24 protein-coding genes and 1 other RNA gene are annotated in these 24,913 nt (G+C 45.8%); 20 read left to right on the top strand and 5 right to left on the bottom strand.

Annotated elements, in window-relative coordinates:
* Window positions 1-39 precede the first annotated feature (39 nt).
* Together ACN084_RS04530 and ACN084_RS04525 are read right to left on the bottom strand one after the other, a co-directional pair.
* On the bottom strand, window positions 40-552 hold the full coding sequence (locus tag ACN084_RS04530) for an Rv3235 family protein (protein ID WP_419101540.1): 513 nt from the start codon (window positions 550-552) through the stop codon (window positions 40-42).
* Between the two features lie 49 nt (window positions 553-601).
* A complete protein-coding gene (locus ACN084_RS04525; RefSeq protein ID WP_419106029.1) occupies window positions 602-1,417 on the bottom strand; it encodes a LysM peptidoglycan-binding domain-containing protein in 816 nt (271 codons plus the stop codon).
* Window positions 1,418-1,570: 153 nt separating this feature from the next.
* On the opposite strand from ACN084_RS04525, the gene ACN084_RS04520 reads away from it, so the two are divergent.
* Window positions 1,571-2,122, top strand: coding sequence for a hypothetical protein (locus ACN084_RS04520; RefSeq protein WP_419101538.1), 552 nt, complete (start codon window positions 1,571-1,573; stop codon window positions 2,120-2,122).
* Window positions 2,123-2,125: 3 nt separating this feature from the next.
* Here ACN084_RS04520 and ACN084_RS04515 read toward each other — a convergent pair whose 3' ends face one another.
* On the bottom strand, window positions 2,126-2,350 hold the full coding sequence (locus ACN084_RS04515) for a helix-turn-helix domain-containing protein (protein WP_419101537.1): 225 nt from the start codon (window positions 2,348-2,350) through the stop codon (window positions 2,126-2,128).
* A 238-nt stretch (window positions 2,351-2,588) separates the two neighbouring features.
* On the opposite strand from ACN084_RS04515, the gene ACN084_RS04510 reads away from it, so the two are divergent.
* Genes ACN084_RS04510 through ACN084_RS04500 form a run of 3 tightly spaced genes read left to right on the top strand, consistent with a single transcriptional unit; the run spans window position 2,589 to window position 6,196 of the window.
* A complete protein-coding gene (locus tag ACN084_RS04510; protein ID WP_419106028.1) occupies window positions 2,589-3,227 on the top strand; it encodes an SAF domain-containing protein in 639 nt (212 codons plus the stop codon).
* A gap of 8 nt (window positions 3,228-3,235) precedes the next feature.
* On the top strand, window positions 3,236-4,606 hold the full coding sequence (locus ACN084_RS04505; RefSeq protein ID WP_419106027.1) for an AAA family ATPase: 1,371 nt from the start codon (window positions 3,236-3,238) through the stop codon (window positions 4,604-4,606).
* Between the two features lie 60 nt (window positions 4,607-4,666).
* Window positions 4,667-6,196 (top strand): sensor histidine kinase, encoded by a 1,530-nt coding sequence (locus ACN084_RS04500; RefSeq protein WP_419106026.1) that lies wholly within the window; start codon window positions 4,667-4,669, stop codon window positions 6,194-6,196.
* 114 nt (window positions 6,197-6,310) lie between these two features.
* Here ACN084_RS04500 and ACN084_RS04495 read toward each other — a convergent pair whose 3' ends face one another.
* Window positions 6,311-6,559, bottom strand: coding sequence for a WhiB family transcriptional regulator (locus ACN084_RS04495; RefSeq protein ID WP_419101533.1), 249 nt, complete (start codon window positions 6,557-6,559; stop codon window positions 6,311-6,313).
* 264 nt (window positions 6,560-6,823) lie between these two features.
* Here ACN084_RS04495 and ACN084_RS04490 point away from each other — a divergent pair, with 264 nt between their 5' ends.
* Window positions 6,824-7,186, top strand: a complete 363-nt coding sequence (locus ACN084_RS04490) for a hypothetical protein (protein WP_419106025.1) — start codon at window positions 6,824-6,826, stop codon at window positions 7,184-7,186.
* Here the strand turns inward: ACN084_RS04490 and ACN084_RS04485 are convergent.
* Window positions 7,170-10,916 (bottom strand): FtsK/SpoIIIE domain-containing protein, encoded by a 3,747-nt coding sequence (locus ACN084_RS04485; RefSeq protein WP_419106024.1) that lies wholly within the window; start codon window positions 10,914-10,916, stop codon window positions 7,170-7,172. The two genes, ACN084_RS04490 and ACN084_RS04485, sit on opposite strands and share 17 nt — an antisense overlap.
* A gap of 364 nt (window positions 10,917-11,280) precedes the next feature.
* Between ACN084_RS04485 and glf the strand changes: the two genes are divergently transcribed.
* The 15 genes from glf (at window position 11,281) to ssrA (ending at window position 23,899) form a co-directional block, all read left to right on the top strand.
* Window positions 11,281-12,468 (top strand): UDP-galactopyranose mutase, encoded by a 1,188-nt coding sequence (glf, locus tag ACN084_RS04480; protein ID WP_419101530.1) that lies wholly within the window; start codon window positions 11,281-11,283, stop codon window positions 12,466-12,468.
* Window positions 12,469-12,471: 3 nt separating this feature from the next.
* Window positions 12,472-14,487 carry a glycosyltransferase gene (locus ACN084_RS04475; RefSeq protein ID WP_419106023.1) on the top strand — a complete coding sequence of 672 codons (2,016 nt, stop codon included), beginning with the start codon at window positions 12,472-12,474 and terminating at the stop codon, window positions 14,485-14,487.
* Window positions 14,484-15,368: an ABC transporter permease gene (locus tag ACN084_RS04470; protein ID WP_419101528.1), complete on the top strand. Its 885-nt coding sequence runs from the start codon at window positions 14,484-14,486 to the stop codon at window positions 15,366-15,368. The genes ACN084_RS04475 and ACN084_RS04470 overlap by 4 nt, the downstream gene beginning before the upstream one ends.
* A 6-nt stretch (window positions 15,369-15,374) precedes the next feature.
* Window positions 15,375-16,157 (top strand): ABC transporter ATP-binding protein, encoded by a 783-nt coding sequence (locus ACN084_RS04465; protein WP_419106022.1) that lies wholly within the window; start codon window positions 15,375-15,377, stop codon window positions 16,155-16,157.
* A 346-nt stretch (window positions 16,158-16,503) separates the two neighbouring features.
* Window positions 16,504-17,748: a CpaF family protein gene (locus ACN084_RS04460; RefSeq protein WP_419106021.1), complete on the top strand. Its 1,245-nt coding sequence runs from the start codon at window positions 16,504-16,506 to the stop codon at window positions 17,746-17,748.
* 9 nt (window positions 17,749-17,757) lie between these two features.
* Window positions 17,758-18,615 (top strand): type II secretion system F family protein, encoded by an 858-nt coding sequence (locus tag ACN084_RS04455; RefSeq protein WP_419106020.1) that lies wholly within the window; start codon window positions 17,758-17,760, stop codon window positions 18,613-18,615.
* On the top strand, window positions 18,612-19,541 hold the full coding sequence (locus ACN084_RS04450) for a type II secretion system F family protein (protein WP_419106019.1): 930 nt from the start codon (window positions 18,612-18,614) through the stop codon (window positions 19,539-19,541). The genes ACN084_RS04455 and ACN084_RS04450 overlap by 4 nt, the downstream gene beginning before the upstream one ends.
* A 46-nt stretch (window positions 19,542-19,587) precedes the next feature.
* Complete coding sequence (locus tag ACN084_RS04445; RefSeq protein ID WP_419101523.1) at window positions 19,588-19,794, top strand: hypothetical protein; 207 nt, start codon at window positions 19,588-19,590, stop codon at window positions 19,792-19,794.
* Between the two features lie 16 nt (window positions 19,795-19,810).
* On the top strand, window positions 19,811-20,266 hold the full coding sequence (locus ACN084_RS04440) for a TadE/TadG family type IV pilus assembly protein (protein WP_419106018.1): 456 nt from the start codon (window positions 19,811-19,813) through the stop codon (window positions 20,264-20,266).
* A gap of 3 nt (window positions 20,267-20,269) precedes the next feature.
* Window positions 20,270-20,725, top strand: a complete 456-nt coding sequence (locus tag ACN084_RS04435) for a pilus assembly protein (RefSeq protein WP_419106017.1) — start codon at window positions 20,270-20,272, stop codon at window positions 20,723-20,725.
* Window positions 20,722-21,198 (top strand): pilus assembly protein TadG-related protein, encoded by a 477-nt coding sequence (locus ACN084_RS04430; RefSeq protein ID WP_419106016.1) that lies wholly within the window; start codon window positions 20,722-20,724, stop codon window positions 21,196-21,198. Before ACN084_RS04435 ends, ACN084_RS04430 begins: the two co-directional genes overlap by 4 nt.
* A gap of 42 nt (window positions 21,199-21,240) precedes the next feature.
* Window positions 21,241-22,353: a peptide chain release factor 2 gene (prfB, locus tag ACN084_RS04425; RefSeq protein ID WP_419106015.1), complete on the top strand. Its 1,113-nt coding sequence runs from the start codon at window positions 21,241-21,243 to the stop codon at window positions 22,351-22,353.
* Between the two features lie 15 nt (window positions 22,354-22,368).
* The gene (gene smpB, locus ACN084_RS04420) at window positions 22,369-22,860 is read left to right on the top strand and encodes an SsrA-binding protein SmpB (protein ID WP_419101518.1); all 492 of its coding nucleotides are present in this window, start codon (window positions 22,369-22,371) and stop codon (window positions 22,858-22,860) included.
* Window positions 22,861-22,896: 36 nt separating this feature from the next.
* A complete protein-coding gene (locus tag ACN084_RS04415) occupies window positions 22,897-23,397 on the top strand; it encodes a DUF4190 domain-containing protein (RefSeq protein ID WP_419103648.1) in 501 nt (166 codons plus the stop codon).
* Window positions 23,398-23,524: 127 nt separating this feature from the next.
* Window positions 23,525-23,899: a transfer-messenger RNA gene (ssrA, locus tag ACN084_RS04410) on the top strand.
* Window positions 23,900-24,913 lie beyond the last annotated feature (1,014 nt).

Below are 24,913 nucleotides of genomic sequence, written 5' to 3'. Positions count from 1 at the left end.
TTTTTCGACTTTTTTCTAAAAAACCCCCCACCACTTGTTTTATGCAATTTCTAGAGCTGTGATTTTCCATTTGGAAAAAACTTTTTCCACTTTCATGGCTATGGCTCGTACTCGTGTCAGATCTTCCATGATGAGACACACTTCAAAGGTATCTGTCCGTACTTTTTGTGCTTTAGCACGTCGGGGTTTAGGTAGTTGTGTTTTAGGTGTAGCAAAAGGCTTGATACGTGTTCTGGTGTTCTGCTGCCGTAGGAGCTGTTGGGTGAGCTGCGCTCTTTGCGTCACTCGTTGATAGCATTCTTGGCTAAGCCAGCGCGCAATGTGTTGCGGTGGTCGGCGCCCTGCAAAGACTTCAAGGATTGCAACGCTAATACCTGCACACATAATCTCGATAGCTTTACATTCTGCGTTACTTGGATGAACAGGTTTTTTAGGGCGGAAGTTGATGTTTTCTTCTTGAGCTAAGGCCTGTCGGAAACGTTCGTATTCTTCTGCTGAGATGACGGTAAAGCGTTGTTGGTTTGGCGTGGATTCGGGGTGGTGGATGGCCATGATATGTCCTTATATCGTCGTTGGTATATAGGTGTAAGGTGGGGTGCTTTTAGATGCTGGGAAGAACGAGTATTTCTCCGGGGTATATGGGTGCTTCATAACCGCGTAGGTGTTCTTGATTATGTTGGTAGATGCGGTAGCTATACTCCATGGTGTTACGAGGCGTTGCTTCTTCTCCTAAATATGTTTGTGCAATGCTCCAAAGAGTGTCTCCTTTGCGAACAACATAATCTTTTGAATCGCTTTTAGGTTCTGCATTTCTTGTCGAGGTGGTGACACCAAAGAGCGGTGTGAGCGGGACATACTCTTTTTCTGACGTTGAGAGTACGACATGGTGCAAAGGGCTATTTTGGGTGTGGTGGACAGAAGACGTTTTTTCTGGCGAATAGTGTTGGGAAGTCTTTGAGGTAAAGAGTGTCGTCAACGGTGCACTAACTGGTTCGTGCTCTAGAGGTTTTAGATGGTCTTGTTCTACACAGGTGATAGCGGTTGCTGTCGGGTTGGGGGAATATGCCTGTGCAGGAGTGCATATAATGCTGACACCAAGAAGCGCTAGTGAACAATTTTTGAGACAAGTAGGTATCCACGATGGAAGGTTGAGATACCGTTGATGAGTTTTCTGCTGGATACGGTATGAACGCAGAATACAGAAGATACTGGTGCACCACCAAAGAAGAACTAAACCACTTAGACAAAGGACGAGTTGAAGATATAGATAATCACTGCGTGTTGGCTTTGTCGTGGCTAGTGCTAGAAGAGAACAACAAATACTGCATGCTGCCAGGAGAGGTGTTCCAACGCTCAGAAGGTAATCAGTTTTTGAACAGCTCGTTGGAAGCTTAACTAATGTTCTCGCTTGATACATAAAAACCTCTTATCATGTCGTTTGATGTTGTTTGATACATCTAGATAGAGTATGTACTGTTTTTATGCAAAAAGTAAAGAGTTTTAAATAATTTTTCATAGAAAATAGAAAAATAATCTCATGTAACATCGAAGATGGGATATACAAGTATCAATGGAAAAAATTTTTAGAGATTATGAAGCACAGCTCGACTCTCTGCGACAGCAAGAGCTAGAATCTTCTGCGCATGAATTGCAACGTGCAGAATTTGCGAAAGTCCAGCAACTAGATCGTTTAGCGGCTCAACAAGGAAAAAATATTCGTATTTGCTGCAGCTCATCTATCTCATGGAACGCTGAACTTGAGACTGTCGGTAACGGCTGGGTGCAGCTACGCTCGGGTACAGAAAATATACTCCTGCCCCTGCGTTCTATTATGTGGTGGGAAGGAGGCAACCATCATGCGCAGGTCGATACCGGAACTCTGATGCGGAAACTTAACTTTTCTTATGCGTTTCGAGCGCTCAGCATAGCTAGAACACCCCTACGTATTTTTCATCGCGATTTTGTGACAACAACTGAAGGGACGATTGAAAAAGTAGGACTCGATTTTATCGAGGTAGCCTTACACCCCTTAGACGGGCAATATCGTTCAAGACACATTACAGGTATGCGAACCGTTGGGTTAGAGAATATTGGGGCAGCCTGTTCTCTGCGCAGTGCGTAGGGATTAAAATGATGAGGCTATCTGGTGATGTTCAATAGCTTGTTCAGTCTTCTTATACGCTTGAGCAATATATTCTTCGAGTTTGACGTCTTCGACTCTCCATTGGCCTCGTCCACCAATTTGTATGGCAGGAAGTTCGCCTGAGCGTACGATAGCGCGTGCCTGAGCTAAGGAAATATTGAGGATTTCTCCAACTTCTGTCAGTGTATAAAAACGTTGCTTAACCATAGAAGTATCCTTGTTGACGTTTGAAGAAGGTGATAGTTGTTCATTACTATAACCCCTTATTCGTGTTCTTTGATAGTAAACGTTCAGATATGTTGCCTTTTGACTGACACAAGGAGCTTTATCCACAGTTTCATAGTAAAGAAATGAAACTTTCGCTTTTGAGATGCTAAGAATCTGAAAATTCAGTAGGCTGTTATCCGAATCCCAAAACCTCCTAGAGAACTGATAGAACTCCCGCATGAAAACAGACCCAAAAGCTTCTAAAACACTTACTTCACGCCTACAAAAACCCGGTTTCAAAGACCCGAAGCTGCTGATTGGGCTCTTCCTCATTCTGCTCTCGCTCACAGGAGTTATCGCCGTCGTCAACATATCAAACCAAACAAAGCCCTATTGGGTCACCACCCGAGAAATCTATGTCGGAGAAGAAATCACCGAAAAAGACCTCAAAAAAGTAGACGTTCGCCTCAGCGAAGCATCCTCACAATATCTCTCTACCGACGAAAACGGGTCAGCGCATATCGCAACCCAATTTATTGGTGCTCATCAGCTCGTCCCTAAAAACTCTCTAGGAGAAGCTGAACAAAATGACCGTAAGAAAACAGCCATCGTTCTTGACGCCACCGTCGCATCAGGGTACAAAGCCGGAGATCTAGTAGACGTTTGGGTTTCCTCGAAAAACGAAAACGGTAACGGATACGCAACCCCCGTGCGTCTCATGGAACAAGCTGAAATTGCCCGTATCAATAGTGAAGATTCCGTTCTCGGGTCAACCGGAAAGACTGCACTGCAACTACTTGTGAGCGAAGACGTCTTATCCTCTATCCTTCACGCCACATCTAACGACAGCAAAATATCGTTAGTTCCATCTTTCTAGGAAAAACTATGAATATCCCCGTAGTCGTTTTAGGTGATACCGCTGGACAATACATCCAAGCAATCGAACGTCAACGTGGCGCCATCAGCGTTGTGCGACACGTTCAAGAGCTCAGTGACCTCATCGGCATCGCACACAGCGGTATTGCACGTGTTGCCCTGCTCGTCAGCGGATATGAAGATCTCACCGCATCTTTAGTGCATCAGCTCTCCGAAGCTCAGGTCATCACCCTCATCATCGTAGACCCCGGAGAAAGCCGCCATATTGCCGGGGCGCATACCATCAGCTCTCTAACCGAAACACAAGAACTTCTCAAACATATTGAGCACATCACCTCTACAGAAGACCACAAAACACACAATAACAACCACATAGAGACTGAAAAAACCCAGATAACTTCTCAACACAGAACTGAAGAAGAACCCCAACCACAAGCCTTACACCATGCAAAAATTCTTACCGTCTGGGGTGGAGCAGGCTCACCCGGGCGATCAATAATTGCCACAAACCTCGCAGCCTATGCAACCCAAAAAGAAGAAAAAGTATGTCTTATCGATGCTGACACCTACGCCCCAGCTGTGAGCGCGCTCTTAGGAATGTTAGAAGATTATTCTGGCTTAGCGCAGCTATGTCACCTTGCTGATAGAACAACACTAGAGGCAGAAAATATTCACGAAATCATAAGTACCATCAAAATTGAAGGAGGATACCTCGACGTCGTCACCGGAATTACCCGCAGCGACCGCTGGCCAGAAATCCGCTCTCAAGCTTTTGAACTGTTGCTCACAACCCTGCGCAAGAACTATGACCTCATCATTATTGACACAGGATTCTGCCTAGAAGAAGATGAAGAAATTACCTTTGACGGGGTAGCACCAAGTCGTAACGCCGCAACCCACGTCGCCTTAGAATCTGCAGACAAAATTATTCTGCTTGGTAGCGCTGATGTACTAGGAATCCCCAGACTCTTACGTTCATACGAAGAACTTCAAGACTTCCAACAACGACGGAATCTCGAAACCGCCACCGATATATGGGTCAACAAAGTTCGCTCAACCTCAGTTGGAAATCATCCTGAAGAAAAAATATTACAAGCATGGCAACGATTTGGCCCTGAAAAACCTATCAAAGGTTTCATCCCCTACGAACCGGCTATCGTCGATAAATGCTCTCTCTCCGGAAAAACCGTTGTTGAACTATCCTCACAATCTCCTATAACGCAATCAATACGCACCATGCTATCGGAACTGAGTACACCTGAAGAAAGCTCTAAAAAAGATAAGAATCAGGAAGAACCTACACTAGTCAGTGTTAAGCGCCATGACGACAGTCCCGAACCTCCGAAAAAACGGTGGTGGAGGAAGAAAAACTCCACCTAACAGGTGGTATCGTCATGTGTGTAGATAACCAAGACGAGCTGCACATCAAGGGGCAGAAGAATGCTTAGAGAAGCCACCATCTATTCTGAGAACCTTAGTCCACGAGACTCTGAATGGCTACATTTACTTCTTGGCGACTGGCAGATTATCGCTGATGCTGCACACGGAGACCTCGTCCTGTGGTTACCTCAAAATATAGAACCGCCACATCAATTCATGAGCGTGGCGCAAGTACGTCCCTCCACCGTACATACACTGTTTCACCGCGATATGGTGAACAAAGCAATGTATGAAGACCTCATCCCTCATGCAGAGAAAGCATGGCTTCATAAAACTGTCGAAAAATTTTCTCATGTGCTTCCAGAAACTGGTACGCGAACCAACACCTGTATGGTGCCTCTTGTGCGAGAAGAACGTGTTATCGCCCTATTGACCGTTCACACTGAGCTATTTGATGCGCGTATTCCGCCCAAAGTTGAATTGATGTGTCAAAAGTTTTCTATGGATCTTTTACAAATGGTGACTCGCGGTGCGTGGCCCGAGTTTACAGCCCCCGTAGGAAGTTCTCGTGGCAACCCACGAGTTAGTGACGGGGTGATTACTCTTGATGCCGAAGGAAAAGTACTTTTTGCGTCCCCCAACGCCGCCTCAACCTATAAAAGACTAGGCTTAGAAGAAGAACTAGAAGACACGCGTCTTGTCGATAAAACACGAGAACTCATTCCTTGTAGCGAAAAAGCAGACGAAACTCTTCCCCTAGTGCTGACGGGCAGAATGCCATGGCGTGGTGAGGTACGAGCAAACAATACAAGCGTGACTTTTCGTGCAATTCCGTTCCGGCGTCCTACCGCACTTGGCGAAGAACGATACGGCGCAGTGCTGCTATGCCGTGACGTTACGGAACTGCGCCGGCGTGAATTAGAGATGATGACCAAAGACGCCACCATCCGAGAAATACACCATCGTGTTAAAAATAATCTTCAAACAGTTTCTGCTTTACTCCGTTTGCAATCTCGTCGCATGCACACCGAAGAAGCTAAACAAGGTCTTGAAGAAGCTATGAGACGAGTAGCAACTATCGCGTTAGTACATGAGACTCTTTCTCAAGGGCTGACTCAAAGCGTAGATTTTGATGAACTAATTCAGCGTCAATTTCGTTTTGCCGCAGAACTCGCATCTCCCGGACAAGAAGTACGAACCGTCCTTGAAGGAACTTTTGGAGAACTGCCGAGCCAATTCGCCACCCCACTAGCGCTCATTATCAACGAAATTGTTGCTAACGCTGTTGAACATGGATTAGCTGGTCAGGCGGGAACTGTCACCCTCCGTGGGGAGAGGGGACATAACAAAGCCCATGAAGATACTTTAAAAATTACGATTACTGATGACGGTATTGGTATGGGAGATAGGAGTATTCCAGCCTCAGACAATGCAGGTTCTTTAACGATTAGCAATGATGAGGGACTTGGTATGCAAATTGTTCGTACTCTTGTCGCAAGCGAATTGAACGGATCTATCCGTTGGCGTTCAGCTGAGCCAAGAGGCACTGAGGTCATTATCGATGCAGTCCTTATCGACGCAGGTGCATAGCCTGCCATCGCCCAATGGGGGGGAGCAGTCCTTTGAGATCCTCATAAAAAACGAGGTTTCTTATCTCTAATCAATGATTAGAGATAAGAAACCTCGCTACTAGATGCGGTATGTTTAGGAAGCCCTACGAGCTCGGGCGACACGTCGTTTAATGGCACGGCGCTCGTCTTCGCTTGTTCCACCCCACACACCAGAATCCTGGCTAGTTTCGATGGCCCACTGCAAACAGGTGTCCATAACCGTGCAGTTGCGGCACACCGTTTTAGCTTCTTCAATTTGGAGAAGAGCCGGACCACTATTTCCTACGGGAAAAAAGAGTTCCGGGTCTTTTTCCAAACAAGCAGCACGGCTACGCCAATCCATGAGCACGTTCTCCTTATAGACCTGAAGCACCCAACTAAGAGTTCAATGATGCTTCTACAACAAATCAAGGCCCCTAACGTTAGGGGCCATATCAAACCTCAATAAGGTTCGCACGTAATGAACTCATAGACAAGAGTTTTAACCGGAAAAATGTCAATAAAACTTGAGTGTTCTATCACAGAGCGTAAAAGGGGCTCTTCTGAGGGACCTAAAACTGAGATAGGATATCATCCGGTTAATAGTTCTATAACGCAAGGAGCCCTGATGCTAGAACATCACGCACCAGCAGCTGTTAAAACAGTTTCAGCGCTGGTCTTTTTTCAAGCTCTATGCATCAGCATATACGCCATATTACTGACTGTCTTTGCAACAAACCTTACCATTGGGTTACCTCTGACTCTTTGCTTCATTGCTATTGCAGGGTGCCTTGGATGGAGCGCTTACGCACTTCTACAGGCTCGTAGATATGCTCGTTCGATGATTCTTGTATGGCAACTATTTATCATCATTATTGCGGTTCAAGCCGTTATTGCTTCGGGGCATATCCTCGCTCTTTTAACAGTTCTAACTGCTGGGATAAACACCATCTTATTATTTAGCTCTACGGTGTCTAAGTATCTTCAGTAGCCAGAGGCAACTGGCAACAGAACTGTTGGTAAGGTTCTATAATCACTGCTCTACCTGGAGGTATCTTGCCCTCTGTCATAACGTTATAGGGTAGTCGTAGTTGCGGGTAGAACTGTAGCTCAGCATGTCCCTGCGGCTGTAGAAGTATGCCTTGTTTCGCCGTTTTACACGCTAATGCTAATGGCGTATGAGACCAACGAGGTTCTGCACTATAAACACAGAACATATGCTGAGCTTGAGCACTAAAATCTATCAGTATGTTCTGTGCTTCTGCGCTAAGGTATTGGGCGTCATCAACAAAAAGAATAAGCTGCTTTGGCTCTGATATTTTTTCTAAAAGTTCCTTAACCTCTTGAACAGACCCCACTTTTTGCCCATGAATGAGCAAACTATCATAGTCTCGGTTGCTATTGTGGAGCACCCTGAGCGCATTTGTTTTTCCACTGCGAACACCCCCGACAATAGGAGTGTATTGTCCGGATTCTATTGCAATAGATACAGCATCTTGCGTAGTGCTCATACCAACAGCTAGGTGCTTATTATCTGGATAATGGGAAGAATCCTTGAGACCCTCTTCCCATCGTTCCCAACAGATATGCTCCGGAACCTGCGTAAATAATGGTCTTGCTATAGGAAGTTCTTGTTCTAATTCTTCATAAGAACAATAGGAGGGGTAGAACAACCCTGCTTTGACGTTTTCTGCTCCTTTGATACGGTGCAGTGCTTCGCCTTCTACCGTGAACTGTTCAGAACCTGGTACGGGGTAATGGCGTTGGTGAGCACGTAACGGATCGTGTTCAACAGTGTGTGCCGAATACAAGGACGTACGTGCAATGCTAGAGAATCTGCCCTTTAACATCTGATGTGCAGTGACTAATACTGTACGTTGCGGTGTCTGCTCGAGCAATAGTGCAAGAATGAGATTTTCTAAGGACCGTTCGCGAGTATAATTTTCGAGCCAAAGGTCAAGTGCGTCAAAGAGGATGACTTGCGGACTATCCTGAGGTGGATGTTTCATAAGATATTCGATAATATGGCGCAAAAATTCTGGGTCATAAGGGCTTGTCAAAACTGTAAAACGTGGTGTCGTTCCTTGTCCTTGAAGTGCTTTCATCTTTTCATAAAAGCGTGTATCTGCCGTAAACACGTAGAGTTCAGCACCCATCTGTGCACCTTGTCTGAGGAAAGAATAAAGATGCCTTTCTTTTTCATCAGGTGCTCCGATAAGAGCATAAGTTCCTTCCTCCGAACAAAACTGTAATCTATGGTGTGCCCCTTGAGCAGGGAGCTCTAATATTCCAGCAAAATATTCCTGAGGGCGAGAACTCTTGTAATGCAGACTATGTTTTTCGGGGCTTGGAAGAATGGGGCTAGTGAAAGTTTTCTCATCTTCAAGATTTTTTAGATAGCTACGGAGTATCGTGTCTTCATCATGGCTTTGTTCGGCAGGGAATGGATACTGATATGAAGAGCCAACATATTGAATATGTAGGGGTGGTTTCGGAGCGCTCGCCGGAACGTCAATAGATACCCCTTGAAATGGCAGCAGCTGTTCGTCTGCCTGGTAAATAAACCCTGCACCTGGTGTTGAAGTTGATATTTTTGATGCTGCATCACTATTAATAAGACTCATGGATTCTTGCGCCGACGAAACGCGAAGACACAATGTGGTCGTGATGTTTGCTCGAATATCTGATGCAACACTTCCTTGCGGTCTTTGGGTTGCGAGAATGAGATGAACACCTAAAGAACGCCCAATAGTAGCAAGAGTAACGATATGCGCATGAGCCTCTGGGTGGGCGTCTATGAGCATTTTGTACTCATCAATAACGATGATAAGTTCTGGAAGTAGCTGAGAACTTGGATCATATTGGCCGATGTAATCGCTATAGGAACTAACACCTAACGTTGCAAAGTATTCTTCTCGGCGTTGTAGCTCCGCCCGTATGAAAAGAAATGCTCTTTGCACGCTAGATGAGTCAAGATCTGTTAAAAAAGCTCTTGTATGCGGTATCTGCGCAAACGGGCTAAAAGTACTTCCCCCTTTGAAATCGATGAGGATAAGCCCAAGACGTTCTGGAGCATAGCGGTAGACCATTGATAGGAGCAAAGCCCGCAGCAAATGTGATTTTCCAGAACCTGTGGTTCCTGCAATAAGCCAATGCGGACCATCCTGATTGAGCCCTAGGTAATGTTCTTTTCCGTCAACAACTCCGATAAGTACTTCAATCTCTAAGGGAATTCCTCCCTCAGCTGTTTTATTCGTGGAATTTACCTGTGTAAAGAGAGGGAAAGACTCAATACTGCTAGATGAGATTTGACGTTTATATTGTGTATGTTGTTGCAATTGTCTGCTAATAGAGTTTGCGAAGGACTGGATGCTCATCTGGTTGGCAAGTACTGTTATAGCTTGCTGGTCGTGTTCTGGTAATTGTCGGGAGAAACAGTTCGGGACATATACCGTTAGTAGCGGAGTATAGGGGCTTTCTTGTCGCAGAGTAATGCTTTTTTCTGAGGTATATGGGGTCGGCGAGAGGGTCTTTTCCGTAGTGCAGATGAAGAGATAATTTTTTTCTTTTTGCACACGATACGGTTGTTCTGACGAATAAATTGCAATAACCCACGGTCTATGAGGGGTCTTGGTGTCTGTATCTGCTATCAGCGTCAGTGCTTTTAATAGTGCATATTCTTCAGGATATTCGTGAATAAACTCTGGTGTGAAAACAATGGCGTGTTTGTGTTGAGAGCATATTTGTATGAGTAACGAACGTAGAGTTCCTGCCGCGGTATGCGTATAGATATGGACGGTATCTTCTTCGTGGTATCTCAAAAAGAACCCGATATCATGCATAAAAGGTAAGCGTGTTAGTGGTGCGCTCTTGTGAGTTAGTGCTGCGTAACGCTGAGTTTTTCCGATGCACAAGATTCTTGGCTGATGTTCAGGACGATAACCAGGACATCCTGCATGATGGACATTATTAGATTGTTTTGCATCTTCTTGTGCTTTGTTTTGTATAAATTCACGGTATTGCGTGTTTTCGTGTCTGCTCTTGACCCAATGCACACCCATGAGCACAGAAGTCGCGGCTGAAAAGAGCAGAAAAATCCATGTATGCATTAACCACGCGATGAGTACTCCAATCGCTAATGGCAGGAGAGTCATCAATGCGCGTTGCAGAGTATGCTTGGCAGTTACTGGTGGCGTGATTTCAAGAGGAGCGAGAATCTCGGGTGTGAGAGTACTATGCCTGCACGATAAATCTTGAGTTAGTACACAGAATGAATTACCAATCCGGAACGGGGTATTTAGAGATAACGGGATGGCTGGGCGAGATTGGTTATGAAAAAATAGCTGTGTAGGCGAAATCGTTATTTTCCCGTGATGCGGGGATAGAGCCATATCTTTGATAGTGATATCGCAATCAGAACGTCCTATAATGTATGTGCCACGTGTTAAGGGGTATATCATGCCGCAGTCTGGTCCGTTTTCGACACAAAGATAACAGATAATCTTTGATGGGTGAAGAGTCTTTTCCGGCTGAGTGCCTAGGATAGTTCCAGAAGGCAATGAACTAATATCAGCAACTTTTGAGAGAGCAATATTGTGAAGATATAGTGGCGGTACCTGCGAGAACTGTTCTAGAACGGTTTGTAATGACGCCCCACGTGTGTCTTCGGTAGTTTCAACATAGATAGGGGTATACGTGCCACTGATGTGGTGATATATCAAGAAAAAGCGCTCCATAGGTTCATTAGAGCTGCTGACACCAGAAGGGCTCAATAGCCCATCATAATATGTGGATAACTAAGGTCGTATCGGAGAATTTCCTGAAAGTTTTCCCCAAAAATAAGACACATTTTGATGTACACACCACTTTTTGACGGAATAATCATTTTCAAGTGAATGAACCACTACGCGAACACGAGAGATACAATAGAAATTCAGGTAGTTTGTTTACTGAATGTTTTTGTTGATATGTCTTTTAATAAAAGCATCATAAGAACCACCCGTTGTAGCGCTGTTGAGGGCTACGCCAAGATAATAAAGAAAGCTTGAGCGGCTCATAACTCAAGCGAGAAGTACAGGAGTATTTGTGAACGCTGATCTTGTTGTCGTAGGTTCAGGTCTTTTCGGACTGACAATCGCAGAGCAAGCCGCTACTGAATTGGGACTGAAGGTTGCGCTTCTGGACCGTCGTTCTCACATTGGCGGTAATGCATACAGCGAAAAAGAAGAGCGCACTGGCATTGAAGTACACCGATATGGTGCGCACCTATTCCACACCTCAAATGAACGTGTTTGGGAATACGTCAACCGTTTTACAAAGTTCACGGATTATAAACACCGCGTATACGCACAGCATAAGGGCATCGTTTACCCCCTACCTATCAACCTAGGAACCATCAACCAGTTCTTCAACGCCGCATACTCTCCCACAGAAGCTAAGGCTCTCATCCAAGAACAAGCTGGAGAATTTGCTGGAACAGACCCTCAAAATCTTAACGATAAAGGTATTTCCTTGATTGGCCGCCCTCTATACGAGGCATTTGTTAAGCACTACACTGCAAAACAGTGGCAGACTTCCCCCGAGGAACTCCCCGCGTCTATTATTTCTCGTCTTCCTGTGCGTTATAACTACGATAACCGCTACTTTAGCGATAAATATGAAGGTCTTCCTGTAGACGGTTATGCTGCATGGTTAGAGCGTATGGCAGCACATCCAAATATTGAGGTTCACCTGAACACGGACTTTTTTGAAGACGGACATGAGTACTCCCGTTCAAAAGTTCTTGGGCAGATTCCTGTTGTCTACACTGGCCCTGTCGACCGATATTTCGATTACGCAGAAGGTGATTTGTCCTGGCGTACTATTGATTTGGAAGAAGAAGTCCTCGAAATGGAAGATTTCCAAGGCTGCGCTGTCATGAACTACTCCGATGAAGACGTTCCCTACACCCGTATCCACGAGTTCCGCCACTTCCATCCGGAACGTGACTACACCAAAGATGCAACCGTCATCATGCGTGAATTTTCTCGTTTTGCAGAAAAAGGCGACGAACCGTATTACCCCGTTAATACTGACAACGATCGTCAAAAGCTTCTTGCCTACCGTGATCTCGCTGCGGGGGAGAAGAGCGTACTCTTCGGAGGACGTCTTGGAACTTACAAGTACCTTGATATGCACATGGCTATTGGCTCTGCACTATCCATGTTTGATAACAAAATTAGACCTCACTTCGAAAAAGGCCAGAAGATTGTTTCTGGCGGAGTCGAGGTATAAATGATGAGCACTGAAACTGTAACGATGAAGACCCTACAACGTGTCATCTTCCCAGAACGAGACCAGACCGATACGATTCCGCTATACGTAGATTCTGGTATCGCAACCGGCGTGCAACTTTCACACGTCTCAGGGGCACTTACCTCGAACGATTCCTTAGATACCGTAAAAACAACAGAACGTACCGATTCTGCGCATCTCGGTTCTCAGGTATCAGAAACTCAGATTGAGGATTTTATCGGTCGCGGTTCTACCTTGATTCGTTCTGGAACACGACTTTCTTTCGCCACCTACTTCAATGCTTTCCCCGCTTCTTATTGGAAACGTTGGACGCCTCTGACCTCTGTGCGTTTGCAAACTCGTACGAACGGTACTGGAACTATCGTTGTGTATAAGTCCAATGCACGCGGGTCTATTCAGCGTGTTGATTCAAAGAGCCTTTCTGGTAAAGAAACTACAGAATTCGATTTGACGCTTAAACCCTTTGGTGACGGCGGCTGGTACTGGTTCGAGCTTATTGCTAGCGGTGAAGATAACCTGATTCTTCACTCTGCTCAGTGGTTAGGTGAAGATAACGGTAAAACTGCAGGGAAAATTACTTTGCAGATTACCACTATGAATAAACAAGACTTCTGCCTAGATAACCTACGTCTGCTGGCAAAAAATCCAGAAGTTTTGGAAAACCTTCAAGAAATTCTTATCGTTGACCAAGGTAGCCAAAAACTTCAAGATGCTGAAGGCTTTGAAGAAGTTGCAGCGCAGCTTCCTGGAAAACTGCGCATCATTAATCAAGGTAACTTGGGCGGCTCTGGTGGTTTTGCTCGCGGCATGTATGAAGCAGTAGAAAACGGTAGCGACTACGCCCTTCTACTAGATGACGACGTCGTCGTTGAACCAGAATCTATTATTCGTCTACTCACTTTTGCCGACATGTGCCGTAAACCTACTATTGTGGGTGGACACATGTTTGACCTCTACAACCGTACGGTCTTACACACCTTCGGTGAAGTCGTAAACCGCTACCGTTTCCAACCCTCATTACCTCACGCAGATCAGTTCCTTGGACATGACTTCTTGCACGGTAGCTTACGCAACACCCCATGGTTGCATCGACGAACCGACGTCGATTACAACGGTTGGTGGATGGACCTTATCCCAACGCAAGTCATCAAAGAAATTGGTCTTTCTCTACCCATCTTCATCAAATGGGATGATGTGGAGTACGGTCTAAGAGCTAAAGAAGCTGGATACCACACTGTATCTCTACCTGGTGCAGCTGTTTGGCACGTCTCATGGGCAGATAAAGATGATCTTGTTGGTTGGCAGGCATACTTCCACATTCGTAACCGCATCATCACTTCATTGCTTCACTCACCTTATGAGCGTGGAGGAAAGCTCTTACAAGAATCTTCGTTTGCGGATGTGAAACATCTTATTTCGATGCAGTACTTTACCGAGCATGGAAGAATTATGGCTTTACGCGATATTCTTCAAGGCCCCGAACAGCTACATACGATTTTGTCTGAGCGTCTTCCCCAGATTCGTGAACTTGTACAACAGTACTCGGATGCACAATTCAAAGAAGACATCGAGTCCTTCCCCGAACCAAAGATGCATAAGCCTCCGCGTAACGGCCGCGGTTTTGCGCCACCATCGTATAAGAGCTTAGTTCCTTGGGCTGTTAAAACCCTTGCAAAGCAGATTGTCAAACCGGTTGAAGATACATATAAGAACCGCCCACAGGCACATATTGCTCACCTCGATAACCGTTGGTGGCGTATGTCCCAGTATGATTCTGTTTTGGTTTCTAACGCAGAAGGTTCTGCCGTTTCATGGTATAAACGTGACCCGCAGCAGTTGCGCTCTAAACTTGTTGAATCAACAAAACTGACGGCACAGATTCTTAAGAGCTGGCCTCAGCTACGTCAGCAATACCGCGCAGCTGCTACTGAATTGACTTCTTTTGAGTCATGGAAGAAAACGTTTGATCAACATACTGAATCTGAAATTACTCGATGAAAAAACTTGCTGATATTCCTTTAAGCGTTCCGGGCTCAGGTCGCGGTCTACGCGATATACCATCCCATAAATATCTTCTTAAACTTCTTGTTGATAAGGAGATTCAGGTTCGTTATCGCGGATCTGTGTTAGGTATTTTATGGTCGTACATTAAACCTGCCGTGCAGTTTAGTGTGTTCTATATTGCCCTTGGCGTGTTCTTGGGCCTAGAACGAGGAATGCACAACTACGCCATCTACCTCTTTTCTGGAATGGTGATTATTAACTTCTTCTCCGAGGGGTTTAGTAATGGTGCGCGGGCGCTCATCGCTAATGGTGCTTTGATTAAAAAGATTTACCTACCGCGTGAGTTGTTCTCTGTTTCAACAGTTTGGGTGGCACTAATACATTTTGTTCCGCAAGTGGTAGTGCTTTTAGTAGCCTGTTTTTTTGCAGGCTGGTCACCAGATGTGAAACAGCTCGGCGCGGTTATCGTCGCCACGATTATCATTATGATTTTCTCTTCGGGGCTGGGGCTGATTTTCGGCGTTGCCAATGTTTTCTTTAGAGATTCTGAAAACATCGTTGATATGTTATTGATGATTGCAACGTGGATTTCTCCTGTGCTGTATTCGTGGACGATGGTGCGTGACACTCTTTATCCATGGGTCATTAACCTTTACTTGCTGAACCCTGTGACTATTGCTGTAGAGCTTTATCACTATGCTTTTTGGATGCCAACTCTTGATGAAACAGAGCTGGCATCTTCGGTTGCTGCACAGATTCCACCTCATCTACTGACGTTTTGGACGCCTGTAGCGATTTTAGTGTCGTTGTTCTTCTTGTGGCTGGGAGATATTTTCTTCCGTCGTTGTGAAGGCAACTTCGCTCAGGAGCTCTGATTATTGATGAAAGTTAAAAAGTTTGACTTACCTCCAGTCAACCCTCACGGCACTGTAGTCATCCGCATTGATAGGCTTATCAAACGTTTTGTGCTGCGTCATACGCGTTCCATGAAAGAAGCTTTTATTTGGCTTGTCAGCGGACGTAAAGGTGACCTGAACGAAAAGTTTAATGCCGTCAACGAAGTGACCTTCGATATTCGTGAGGGGGAGCGTGTTGCCTTATTAGGTAAAAACGGTTCTGGAAAATCTACCATGCTTAAGCTGATATCTGGTGTGATGGTTCCTGATTCTGGCCGGGTGCTGACTCGTGGACGTATCGCAGGACTGATTGAAGTAGGCGCAGGTTTTCACCCTGACTTGACCGGACGCGATAACGTCTACTTGAATGCCGCTATCCTTGGTATGAGCAAAGACGAAATTACCGAAAAATTTGCCTCTATTGAAGAGTTCGCAGAAATTGGTGATTTTATGGATACTGAAGTGAAGTTTTATTCTTCAGGCATGTATCTTCGACTTGCTTTTGCGGTAGCAGTACACACAGATCCAGAAATTTTCTTAGTTGATGAGATTCTTGCTGTTGGTGATGAAAAATTCCAGAAGAAGTGTCTGGAACGTATCCGCCAGTTGTGTTTGGCGGGAAAGACTCTCGTTGTGGTGAGCCACGAGCTAGATATGATTTCAAAGATTTGTGATCGTGGCATCATCATGGACGGTGGACATATGGTTTTTGACGGGCCTGTTGACGATGCCGTGAAGATTATGCGCGGTGAGAGTCTCGACTCCTAAACAATAATTTCATCTTGTGATAGATATTCATGCGGGTAACCTCGGGCAGGTTACCCGCATGTTTGCGTTATGGCAAGGGATAACGTTTTATTACTTCTTGTGGGGTGTTCTGTAGACAACTTAACATGTTTATTTCTTGAAAGAACTCTTGACTAGCATTTTCATTAAATGTTTAGTGAAAATTAGTGGGCTATTTGGGTGAAAACATATGCTCCAAGGTGCCCAAAAGTCTTCAACTTATCCACAAAAATAATATTTAGTTGAAATAAAAATGTTGTAGATTTAGATTTTTTATGTCTGAACTGATGTTTAGGCTAACCACTGCCATACAAACGCAAAGAAAACCATGCACCTAACACAACAACGCAACTCAGGGCATCAAATCCTTGAAGACGATGTTCGAGAGCTCATCCGTGAAAGTGGAATTGACCCTCTCAACAACACCCAACAAGCGCATCAACTCATCGATCAAGCTCTTAACGCTTACGAAACACGCATGGTTCGTGGAACTCTCCCACGCATTGAAGACTTGACGAACGCACGACAATGGCTCATCCACCAAATCTGTGGGTTTGGTGCGCTACAGCCATACCTTGAAGACCCCAGCGTTGAAGAAATTTGGATTAACTCTCCCAGCGAAATTTTTGTTGCTCGAGCAGGCGAATCTGAACTAACCGGAATAACACTCAATAGTGAACAAATTCGCTCTCTCGTAGAACGCATGCTCAAAATATCTGGACGCAGGCTAGACCTCAGCACACCCTTCGTCGACGCCTCATTGCCCGACGGTAGCCGCCTGCACGTGGTTATTCCCGACATCACCAAGAAACATTGGAACGTCAACATCCGAAAATTTATTGCGCGCGCTAGAAGCCTCAACGACCTGGTCCGTTTGGGGTCATTGAACGCCGCTGCCGCTCGATTCCTCGATGCGGCTGTCGCCAGCGGACTGAACATTCTCGTCTCCGGTGCAACGCAAGCAGGGAAAACAACCATGCTTAACTGTCTTTGCTCAAGCATTGGAGCACGAGAACGCGTCATCACCTGCGAAGAAATCTTTGAACTCAACGTCCCACTACGAGACGTCGTTGGGATGCAATGTCGGCAAGCTAACCTCGAAGGAAAAGGCGAAATACACCTACGTAGGCTCGTCAAAGAAGCGCTACGTATGCGCCCTGACCGGCTACTCATCGGAGAGGTCCGTGAAGCAGAATCCCTCGACATGCTTATCGCACTAAACTCTGGTCTACCAGGTATGTGTACCATCCACGCTAATTCTGCACGAGATGCCGTCACCAAAATGTGCACTCTACCCCTTCTTGCAGGCGAAAATATCTCCTCGCAATTTGTGGTTCCAACCGTTGCATCCTGTTTTGACCTCGTTGTGCACTGCACAAGAACGCGCCGCGGTCAACGCCACGTTCAAGAAATTATTGCGCTAGGAAATCGCGTAGAAAACGGGATTATCGAAACAAGCACTATTTTTAAACGAGACGGAGAAGACTTCACCTTATACGCATCTGAACTACCTGCAGTAGAAAAGTTTGCTCAACAGGGTTACACCTTTGAGAACGTACTAGGGCAAAGCTAAGGGAGTCTCATGAACATTATTTTGGGTTTGACCTTAGGCATTGGGGTATTCCTCATCTGGCTATCCTGTTGGGAACAACCAGCCAAAGAACCACGAAAAAATACTTTTGACTCAAAAATAAGACTTTTACTTCACCAAGCAGACGTACACCGAGTCTCCGCAAAAATGTTCTACCTTATTAGCATATGCTTTGCACTGTTTCTGGGGCTTGTGATTTTTGCGCTGACTGCACTATATAACCTTGCACTATTGAGCACCTGCCTAGGATGTATAGCACCATGGATGATGATTCGTCAGCGAGCAAAGAAACGTGTAGCTCTCATGCGAGAACTCTGGCCCGACGTCGTAGACCATCTACGCTCTGCCATCCGTGCAGGACTCTCCCTGCCAGAGGCTCTGATGCAACTCCAATACCGTGGACCAGAAGAACTCCGTCCAGCCTTCGAACAATTCTCTGCTGACTATCGTTCTACTGGCGAGTTCGTCGCATCCCTTAACCGACTCAAAGAACGACTCTCAGACCCCACCGCAGATAACATCGTCGAAGCGCTCAAAGTAACACGAGAAGTTGGAGGCACCGACCTCAGCAAACTTCTAGGAACCCTCAGCGAATTCTTACGAGAAAACGCCCGAACCCGATCCGAACTTGAAGCCCGACAGTCATGGACCATCAACGCCGCAAAACTTGCTGTCGCAGCACCCTGGGTCGTACTCTGCCTCATGGCAACCCAACCAGGAACCGTCCATATTTACAATAGCTTTTCTGGATTTATGGTCATGCTTAGTGGGCTTATCATCTCAATTATTGCCTACCGTCTTATGCTCAAACTTGGCGAGCTACCCGAAGAGAAAAGAGTCCTCGTATGAGCATCCTCCTCATACTCAGCCTGATCTTAGCCGCCGGCCTTTGGCTCGTAGGAGATGCACTCTATCGAGGGCGCACAACAGACTTTAGCGATCGTATCGCCCCGCAACTCAAAGCCATCGAGATGAAAACCCAGCACCTCCACGCGAGAAACCAACATCTAGGCCTCATCAGCGGCAGCGTTGAACTCATCCGACCCATATCCCAATCCATACAGCAACGTTTCAACTCGTCAACCGCCAACAGCGTAGCCTTACAAAAACGCCTTATTCACAGTGGCAGTTCCATGGACGTCACAACCTTTAGAGCTGAACAACTCGTATGGGCAACTACGGCACTTTTATTGAGCATACTCATCTTTGGTACGGGTGCATTACGAGGAAATATAGACTTTATCGCAGCCTTCTTGCTCTCCATCTTTTGCGCCATCACCGGATTCCTTGCAAGAGATTGGTGGCTGACTCAAAACATCAAACAACGAGAATCCCAAATGATTGCAGAGTTCCCAGCCCTTGCCGAACTCATGGCACTATCGGTTACCGCAGGAGAATCAGCCCTCGGCGCCATCGAACGAGTCTGCAACTGTTCTTCTGGTGAACTTGCGACAGAGTTCCAAAAGATTCTCTCCCAAATGCGCTCAGGAGACAGCCTCGTGAACGCCCTTCAAGATTTTTCGCAGCGTACTTCTTTACCACCGCTATCACGTTTTGTGGACGGTATCGTCGTCGCCATTGAACGAGGAACACCACTGGCTGATGTTCTTCGAGCACAAGCACAAGACGTACGCGACAACGCAAAAAGAGAGTTAATGGAAATTGCAGGGAAAAAAGAGATTGCCATGATGGCACCCATTATTTTCTTCATTTTGCCATTGACGGTTGTTTTCGCGATTTTCCCAGGACTATCGCTTATCAACCTCAACTTCTAAAAAACACGGGTCTCTACGACCAAAAAACTACCTAAGGAGAATACCCATGAAAGAGCTCATCCAAAAAATTCTTGCCACCGTTACCGCATTTATCTGGACTTTACAAGCTAAAACAGAAGAAGAACGTGGAGACGTCCCCGGCTGGGTGATGATCACGATGATGACCGCAATCCTTGTTGCCGCGCTGCTCGTCGTCGCAAAAGATGCGTTGCTGAACATGTTCAACAACGCTATCGGAATGATTGGTCAATAAGCGTGAGCTTAAGCTGATGAGCACAAAAGAACTCAGATTCTTTCACACCCCGTTGAGGCAGCATCCTTTGTCCAAAGAAAAAATACGCAACACTACAGAAGACGGTAACGCCACCGCAGAATTTGTGATGGTTAGTTCTCTTGCTGTCTTGTTCTTTGCGCTGGTATTGCAAATAACCTTTGCGATTTATACTCGCAATATTTTGATTGATGCTGCCTCAACAGGTGCACGATATGGCGCCCTCCTCGATCGTAACTACTCTGACGGTGCACAACGCACACGAGACATCATCGCCTCTGAACTTCCAACCGCGTACTCATCAGAGGTGAGTTATCAACTCGTTACGGTAGATGGGTATCAGACTCTCGAAATTCGTGTGCATGGTGCCCTGCCGGTCGTAGGTCCTTTCGGGTTTGAACACGGTATTGATGTAGCGGCACACGCAATAGTTCCTACACCAGAAGGAACATAAAAGATGAACGCATCTTCTTGCCTTAAAGCCACCATCACAAAGTTCATTCAAAAGAACACAAGAGAAGACGGCAACGCCTTGATCGAATTCGTGGGATTAAGCGTCATGCTCTTTATCCCTACCGTCTATTTTCTTCTCACCGTCTTTACCCTACATTCTGGTGCTCTAGCAGCCTCTTCCATCTCTGCACAACTGGGGCAGACCATTCATGATGCAGGTGGAAAAGAGCTCAACCCTAGAGCCTTACGCAATATTGCAGAACTTGTAGGGAAAGACTATAACCTCAACGGTGAACAAATACACTTTCAACTAAGTTGTGCGAATGACTGCCACAGCCAACAACGGATTGATGTAACAGCTAGTGTGGACGTCCAACTACCTTTGATGCCCTTACTTGATGTTGGTTCTATTGCAACGATGAATTCCACAAGCTCTGTATGGATAGGAAAATACCGTTGATAAGAAAACCACACGATGCCATTAGCTTCTCTACACCCGCACATAAGGAACAAGAGCAGGGGAGTATCATGCTCTTGCTGATTGGGTTATGTCTAGTCCTTCTACTCATTGCCTCTGTTACTGCTGGAATTAGCGCCGTATATGTAGAACATAAAAAATTGCAAGTTCTTGCGGACCGCACTAGCTCTGCCGCTGCACAAGAGATTAGAGCGTTACATCGTGGTGGGGTAAAACCTCGAGTCCTTCTGAACGACGCCTCTGTGCAAGAGAGTGCACAAAATTTTCTTCGAGAAAGTTCTGCATACACACAATTTGAGGCCTTGATACTCTCCTCACCAACAGGAGCATCTACACCCGAGACCGCCCTTGTGACCTTGCGTGCACGGGTTAAACTCCCTCTTGTGAGCGTTGTCGTCCCTGAAGGAGTAGAAATAAGTGCAACAAGTTCTGCTCGTAGCCGTCTAGAACAGTAAACATACAGCAGAATTATTGTTTTTCAGTTAGGCTTAAGAGTCATGGCTTCATTAGATTTTTCTGCAGAGATTAAAACATTACGCTCAACCTACGCATCAATTGCCGAGGTGAGCGATATTAACGCGCTCAAAAACTCTATCGCAGAGCTATCTGAAGCAGCAGGCGCGCCCGACTTATGGGACTCCCCAGAAAAAGCGCAAAAAGTAACCTCACAATTATCACATAAACAATCTGAACTAGAACGTCTAGAACGTCTTCACTCACGCATCGACGACCTTGAAGCCCTCGTCGAACTTGCTGAAGAAGAAGACGAACCAACTATGCTTGACGACGCGCAAACAGAGCTAGAAGATATTCAACAAAAACTTGCTGATCTCGAAGTCGTCACGCTGCTCTCCGGCGAATACGACCAGCGTGAAGCAGTCGTCACGATTCGCTCCGGCGCAGGAGGAGTAGACGCAGCAGACTTCGCTCAAATGCTTCAACGAATGTACCTTCGCTGGGCTGAGAAAAACGGGTTTACCACCCAAATACTCGACACCTCCTACGCAGAAGAGGCCGGCATCAAATCAACAACGTTTGAAGTGCAAGCACCCTTTGCCTACGGCAAACTCTCGGTAGAAGCAGGTACACACCGACTCGTACGCATCTCCCCATTTGATCACCAAGGACGTCGTCAAACATCGTTCGCCGCGGTAGAAGTTATTCCACTCATCGAACAAACCGACTATATTGACATTCCCGACTCCGACATTAAGATTGATGTATTCCGTAGCTCTGGGCCCGGCGGGCAATCTGTTAACACAACAGACTCCGCTGTTCGCCTCACTCATATCCCTACGGGCATCGTTGTCTCCATGCAAAATGAGAAATCTCAGCTTCAAAACAAAGCTGAAGCTTTACGCGTTCTTCAATCCCGACTCTTGTTACTGAAAAAAGAACAAGAAGACGCAAAGAAGAAAGAACTCGCAGGAGACGTCAAAGCAACATGGGGTGACCAAATGCGCTCCTATGTTCTGAACCCCTTCCAAATGGTCAAAGACCTCAGAACAAACTACGAAGAAGGTAACCCCAGCGCCGTATTCGATGGAAAGTTAGAAGGCTTTATCGATGCGGGTATTCGATGGCGCGCTACCGAACGCGCAGAAGGATAGGAGGTGAACATTTAGATGGCGAAGAAAAAGAAAAGCTCAGGGGCAGACCCAAATAACCATGTCATTGCCTCAAACCGTCGAGCTACACACAACTACAACATCATTGATACTTATGAAGCCGGCATTGTATTGTTAGGTACAGAAGTGAAATCATTGCGTGACGGCGGAGCATCTATTGTCGATGGTTTCTGCCAGATGTACGGCAACGAACTCTGGTTAGAAGGCGTCAACATTGCCGAATACGGACGTGGCTCATGGACGAACCACGCCGCGAAACGGCGACGAAAACTCCTCATGCACCGCAGTGAAATCAACAGAATTGACCAAAAACTTCGTGAAACAGGGTATGCAGTAATTCCACTGAAACTCTACTTCACAAAGGGCAAGGTCAAAGTCTCTATCGCGTTAGCAACCGGTAAACGTGAGTACGACAAACGTCAAGCGCTACGAGAGAAACAAGACAGTCTCGAAGCACGTCGAGCTATGCGATACAAAAACCTCGGATAGCTGAACAAACACATAACAAAAAACGGGAGAACAATTATGTCTGAAAATCCTTATGGCAACACCCCTCAGCCTGAGCAAAACCCACACAACGGGTACAACAACCAAGCACCCCAAGGCGGATACCAGATGCCTCAGCCTAACGCGTACGCACCTATGCCCGGGCAGAAAGTACCCGGCGAAGGAATGTCACTTGCCGCTCTAATTCTCGGTATTCTCGGCTTCTTGAGCGGATGGCTCGTCATCGGCGGTCTACTGGGCCTCATCGCCCTCATCCTAGGTATTATGGCGTTGCGTAAGCTCAAGCCATACCCCATGGCTGGACGCGGCAAAGCAATCGCCGGCATCATCTTGGGTGTGCTCTCTATTCTTGCTGCTATTGTGATGGCATTCTTCTGGAGTGTGGCTATCAACATCGGTTTTGAAGCAGCAGAACACTGCAAAGAATACCAAGACAACCCCACCCAGCTAGAACAGTGCATCACCGATTACACTGATTCAAAGTCCAAAGGCATTGAGGTAGAAATTTCTAACTCCTAAACCTTTGCTAAACACTCAACCTATAGTGTAGGATGGTGTTTCCATGAGTGAATGGTCCTGTAGTGTGATTTAGGCTCACACCAGCAGATAACTTTCACTTCATGGAGTTCTTTGACAAAAGAATATTGGGGATGATCGGTTTCGACGACGTGAGTTGAGACAGGTGAAGCGTGCCGAGGATGTAGCGGATACTCGTTAATACCCGCTGCAAAAAATAAGTGCAAAAACTAATAACCGCACTGACTTCGCACTCGCTGCCTAAGCGCGAGTCCAGTCTGCTAGCCTGAGCTTGCCTTAAGCTCAGAGTTTCTAGTATCAGCTTTATAAGGCCACTGCTTCACTTCCTCGTCGTAGGGGAGTGAAGGACTTTTATACGAATAGGTTTGGCGGTATATGTGTTTACGCAAGTACCGAAGCCGAAAACACCGAAGCGTAAACTGCGCACGGAGAAGCCCTGACAAGGCCACGTCGGACCGGGGTTCGATTCCCCGCATCTCCACTCTAAGCCCTGCTATCGTAATGGTAGCGGGGCTTAAGTCTTTTGGTAGGGTCTCGCGACATTTCCCCTATTTTTTCTGCTTAGTTTAGGTTTTCTTTTGTTATTCTGATGTGTTTGTGCTCTGGAACCCTAGATCCTCATTAACACTAATAAGGTCATTACTGGGTACAAAACACAAAAATAGCTTCTTATGGTGGCATTGTCATGCTGTTATTACCAAACTACCATGCATAGATTATCTCCAATATAAAGAACCATACCTACTTATGTGTCTTCTGAACTCTGCTAATGTTATTTTCATGTAGTATAGCTTGTCTCGGAATCGTTATTAAAGTGAGGTTTCTAGGTTTTTAGAAACTGAGCGTCTTATTCTTAGTTCTTGGTATTGTTGACGAATCTAAGTGAATTTATAAATATCCTTGACTGGATGATAGGTGTGAGTTATGTTTCTGGGGCAGTGCGGCATCTTGGCATTAGGTTTTTTATCATTGAAGCGGTGCATGAAAATATTTGCCACATTTTGAAGATCTTGGCATACGCTTGACCTGATCGGGTGCTCTGACTAATTATCGTGGCTACAAGAAACAATCGGCTTTATTCACCACTACGCTTTGGGTAATGTATGTATTCTCACGCTAAGTGAATACCGTATCAGCTACGGGAGCTTGCTGCGTCAAACTAGCTGGAAACTCAGAACGGCCTGTAAGGCCTTCTAGATACGGTGAGTGTACGTTACCGGACCTGTCTATTCAGAATATCTCCAGCAATTATGTGAAATAAGTCATTATCTACTTATCTCAGTGTTACGGAAACGTTGGGTTGTATCGAGAGGACACCAGCTGATAATAAATCACGTTTGAGAACATGTGATTCCCGTAAGCTTAGCACTTGTCACGTTTACTCTAAAAGGCGCCAGTTTAACTACTACCGATAATTGAATTTATATTCAAAATTTCTTATGCACGTAGTTTTCGTATATTTAAGTTATTAAGGTTTTATCGCGTTATAGAATAATGT

This window comes from Rothia sp. P7208, assembly GCF_048512915.1.
In the GTDB taxonomy this organism is placed as follows: domain Bacteria; phylum Actinomycetota; class Actinomycetes; order Actinomycetales; family Micrococcaceae; genus Rothia.
The sequence above is the reverse complement of the archived record's forward strand: the minus strand, read 5'-3'. Positions and strand labels throughout refer to the sequence as shown.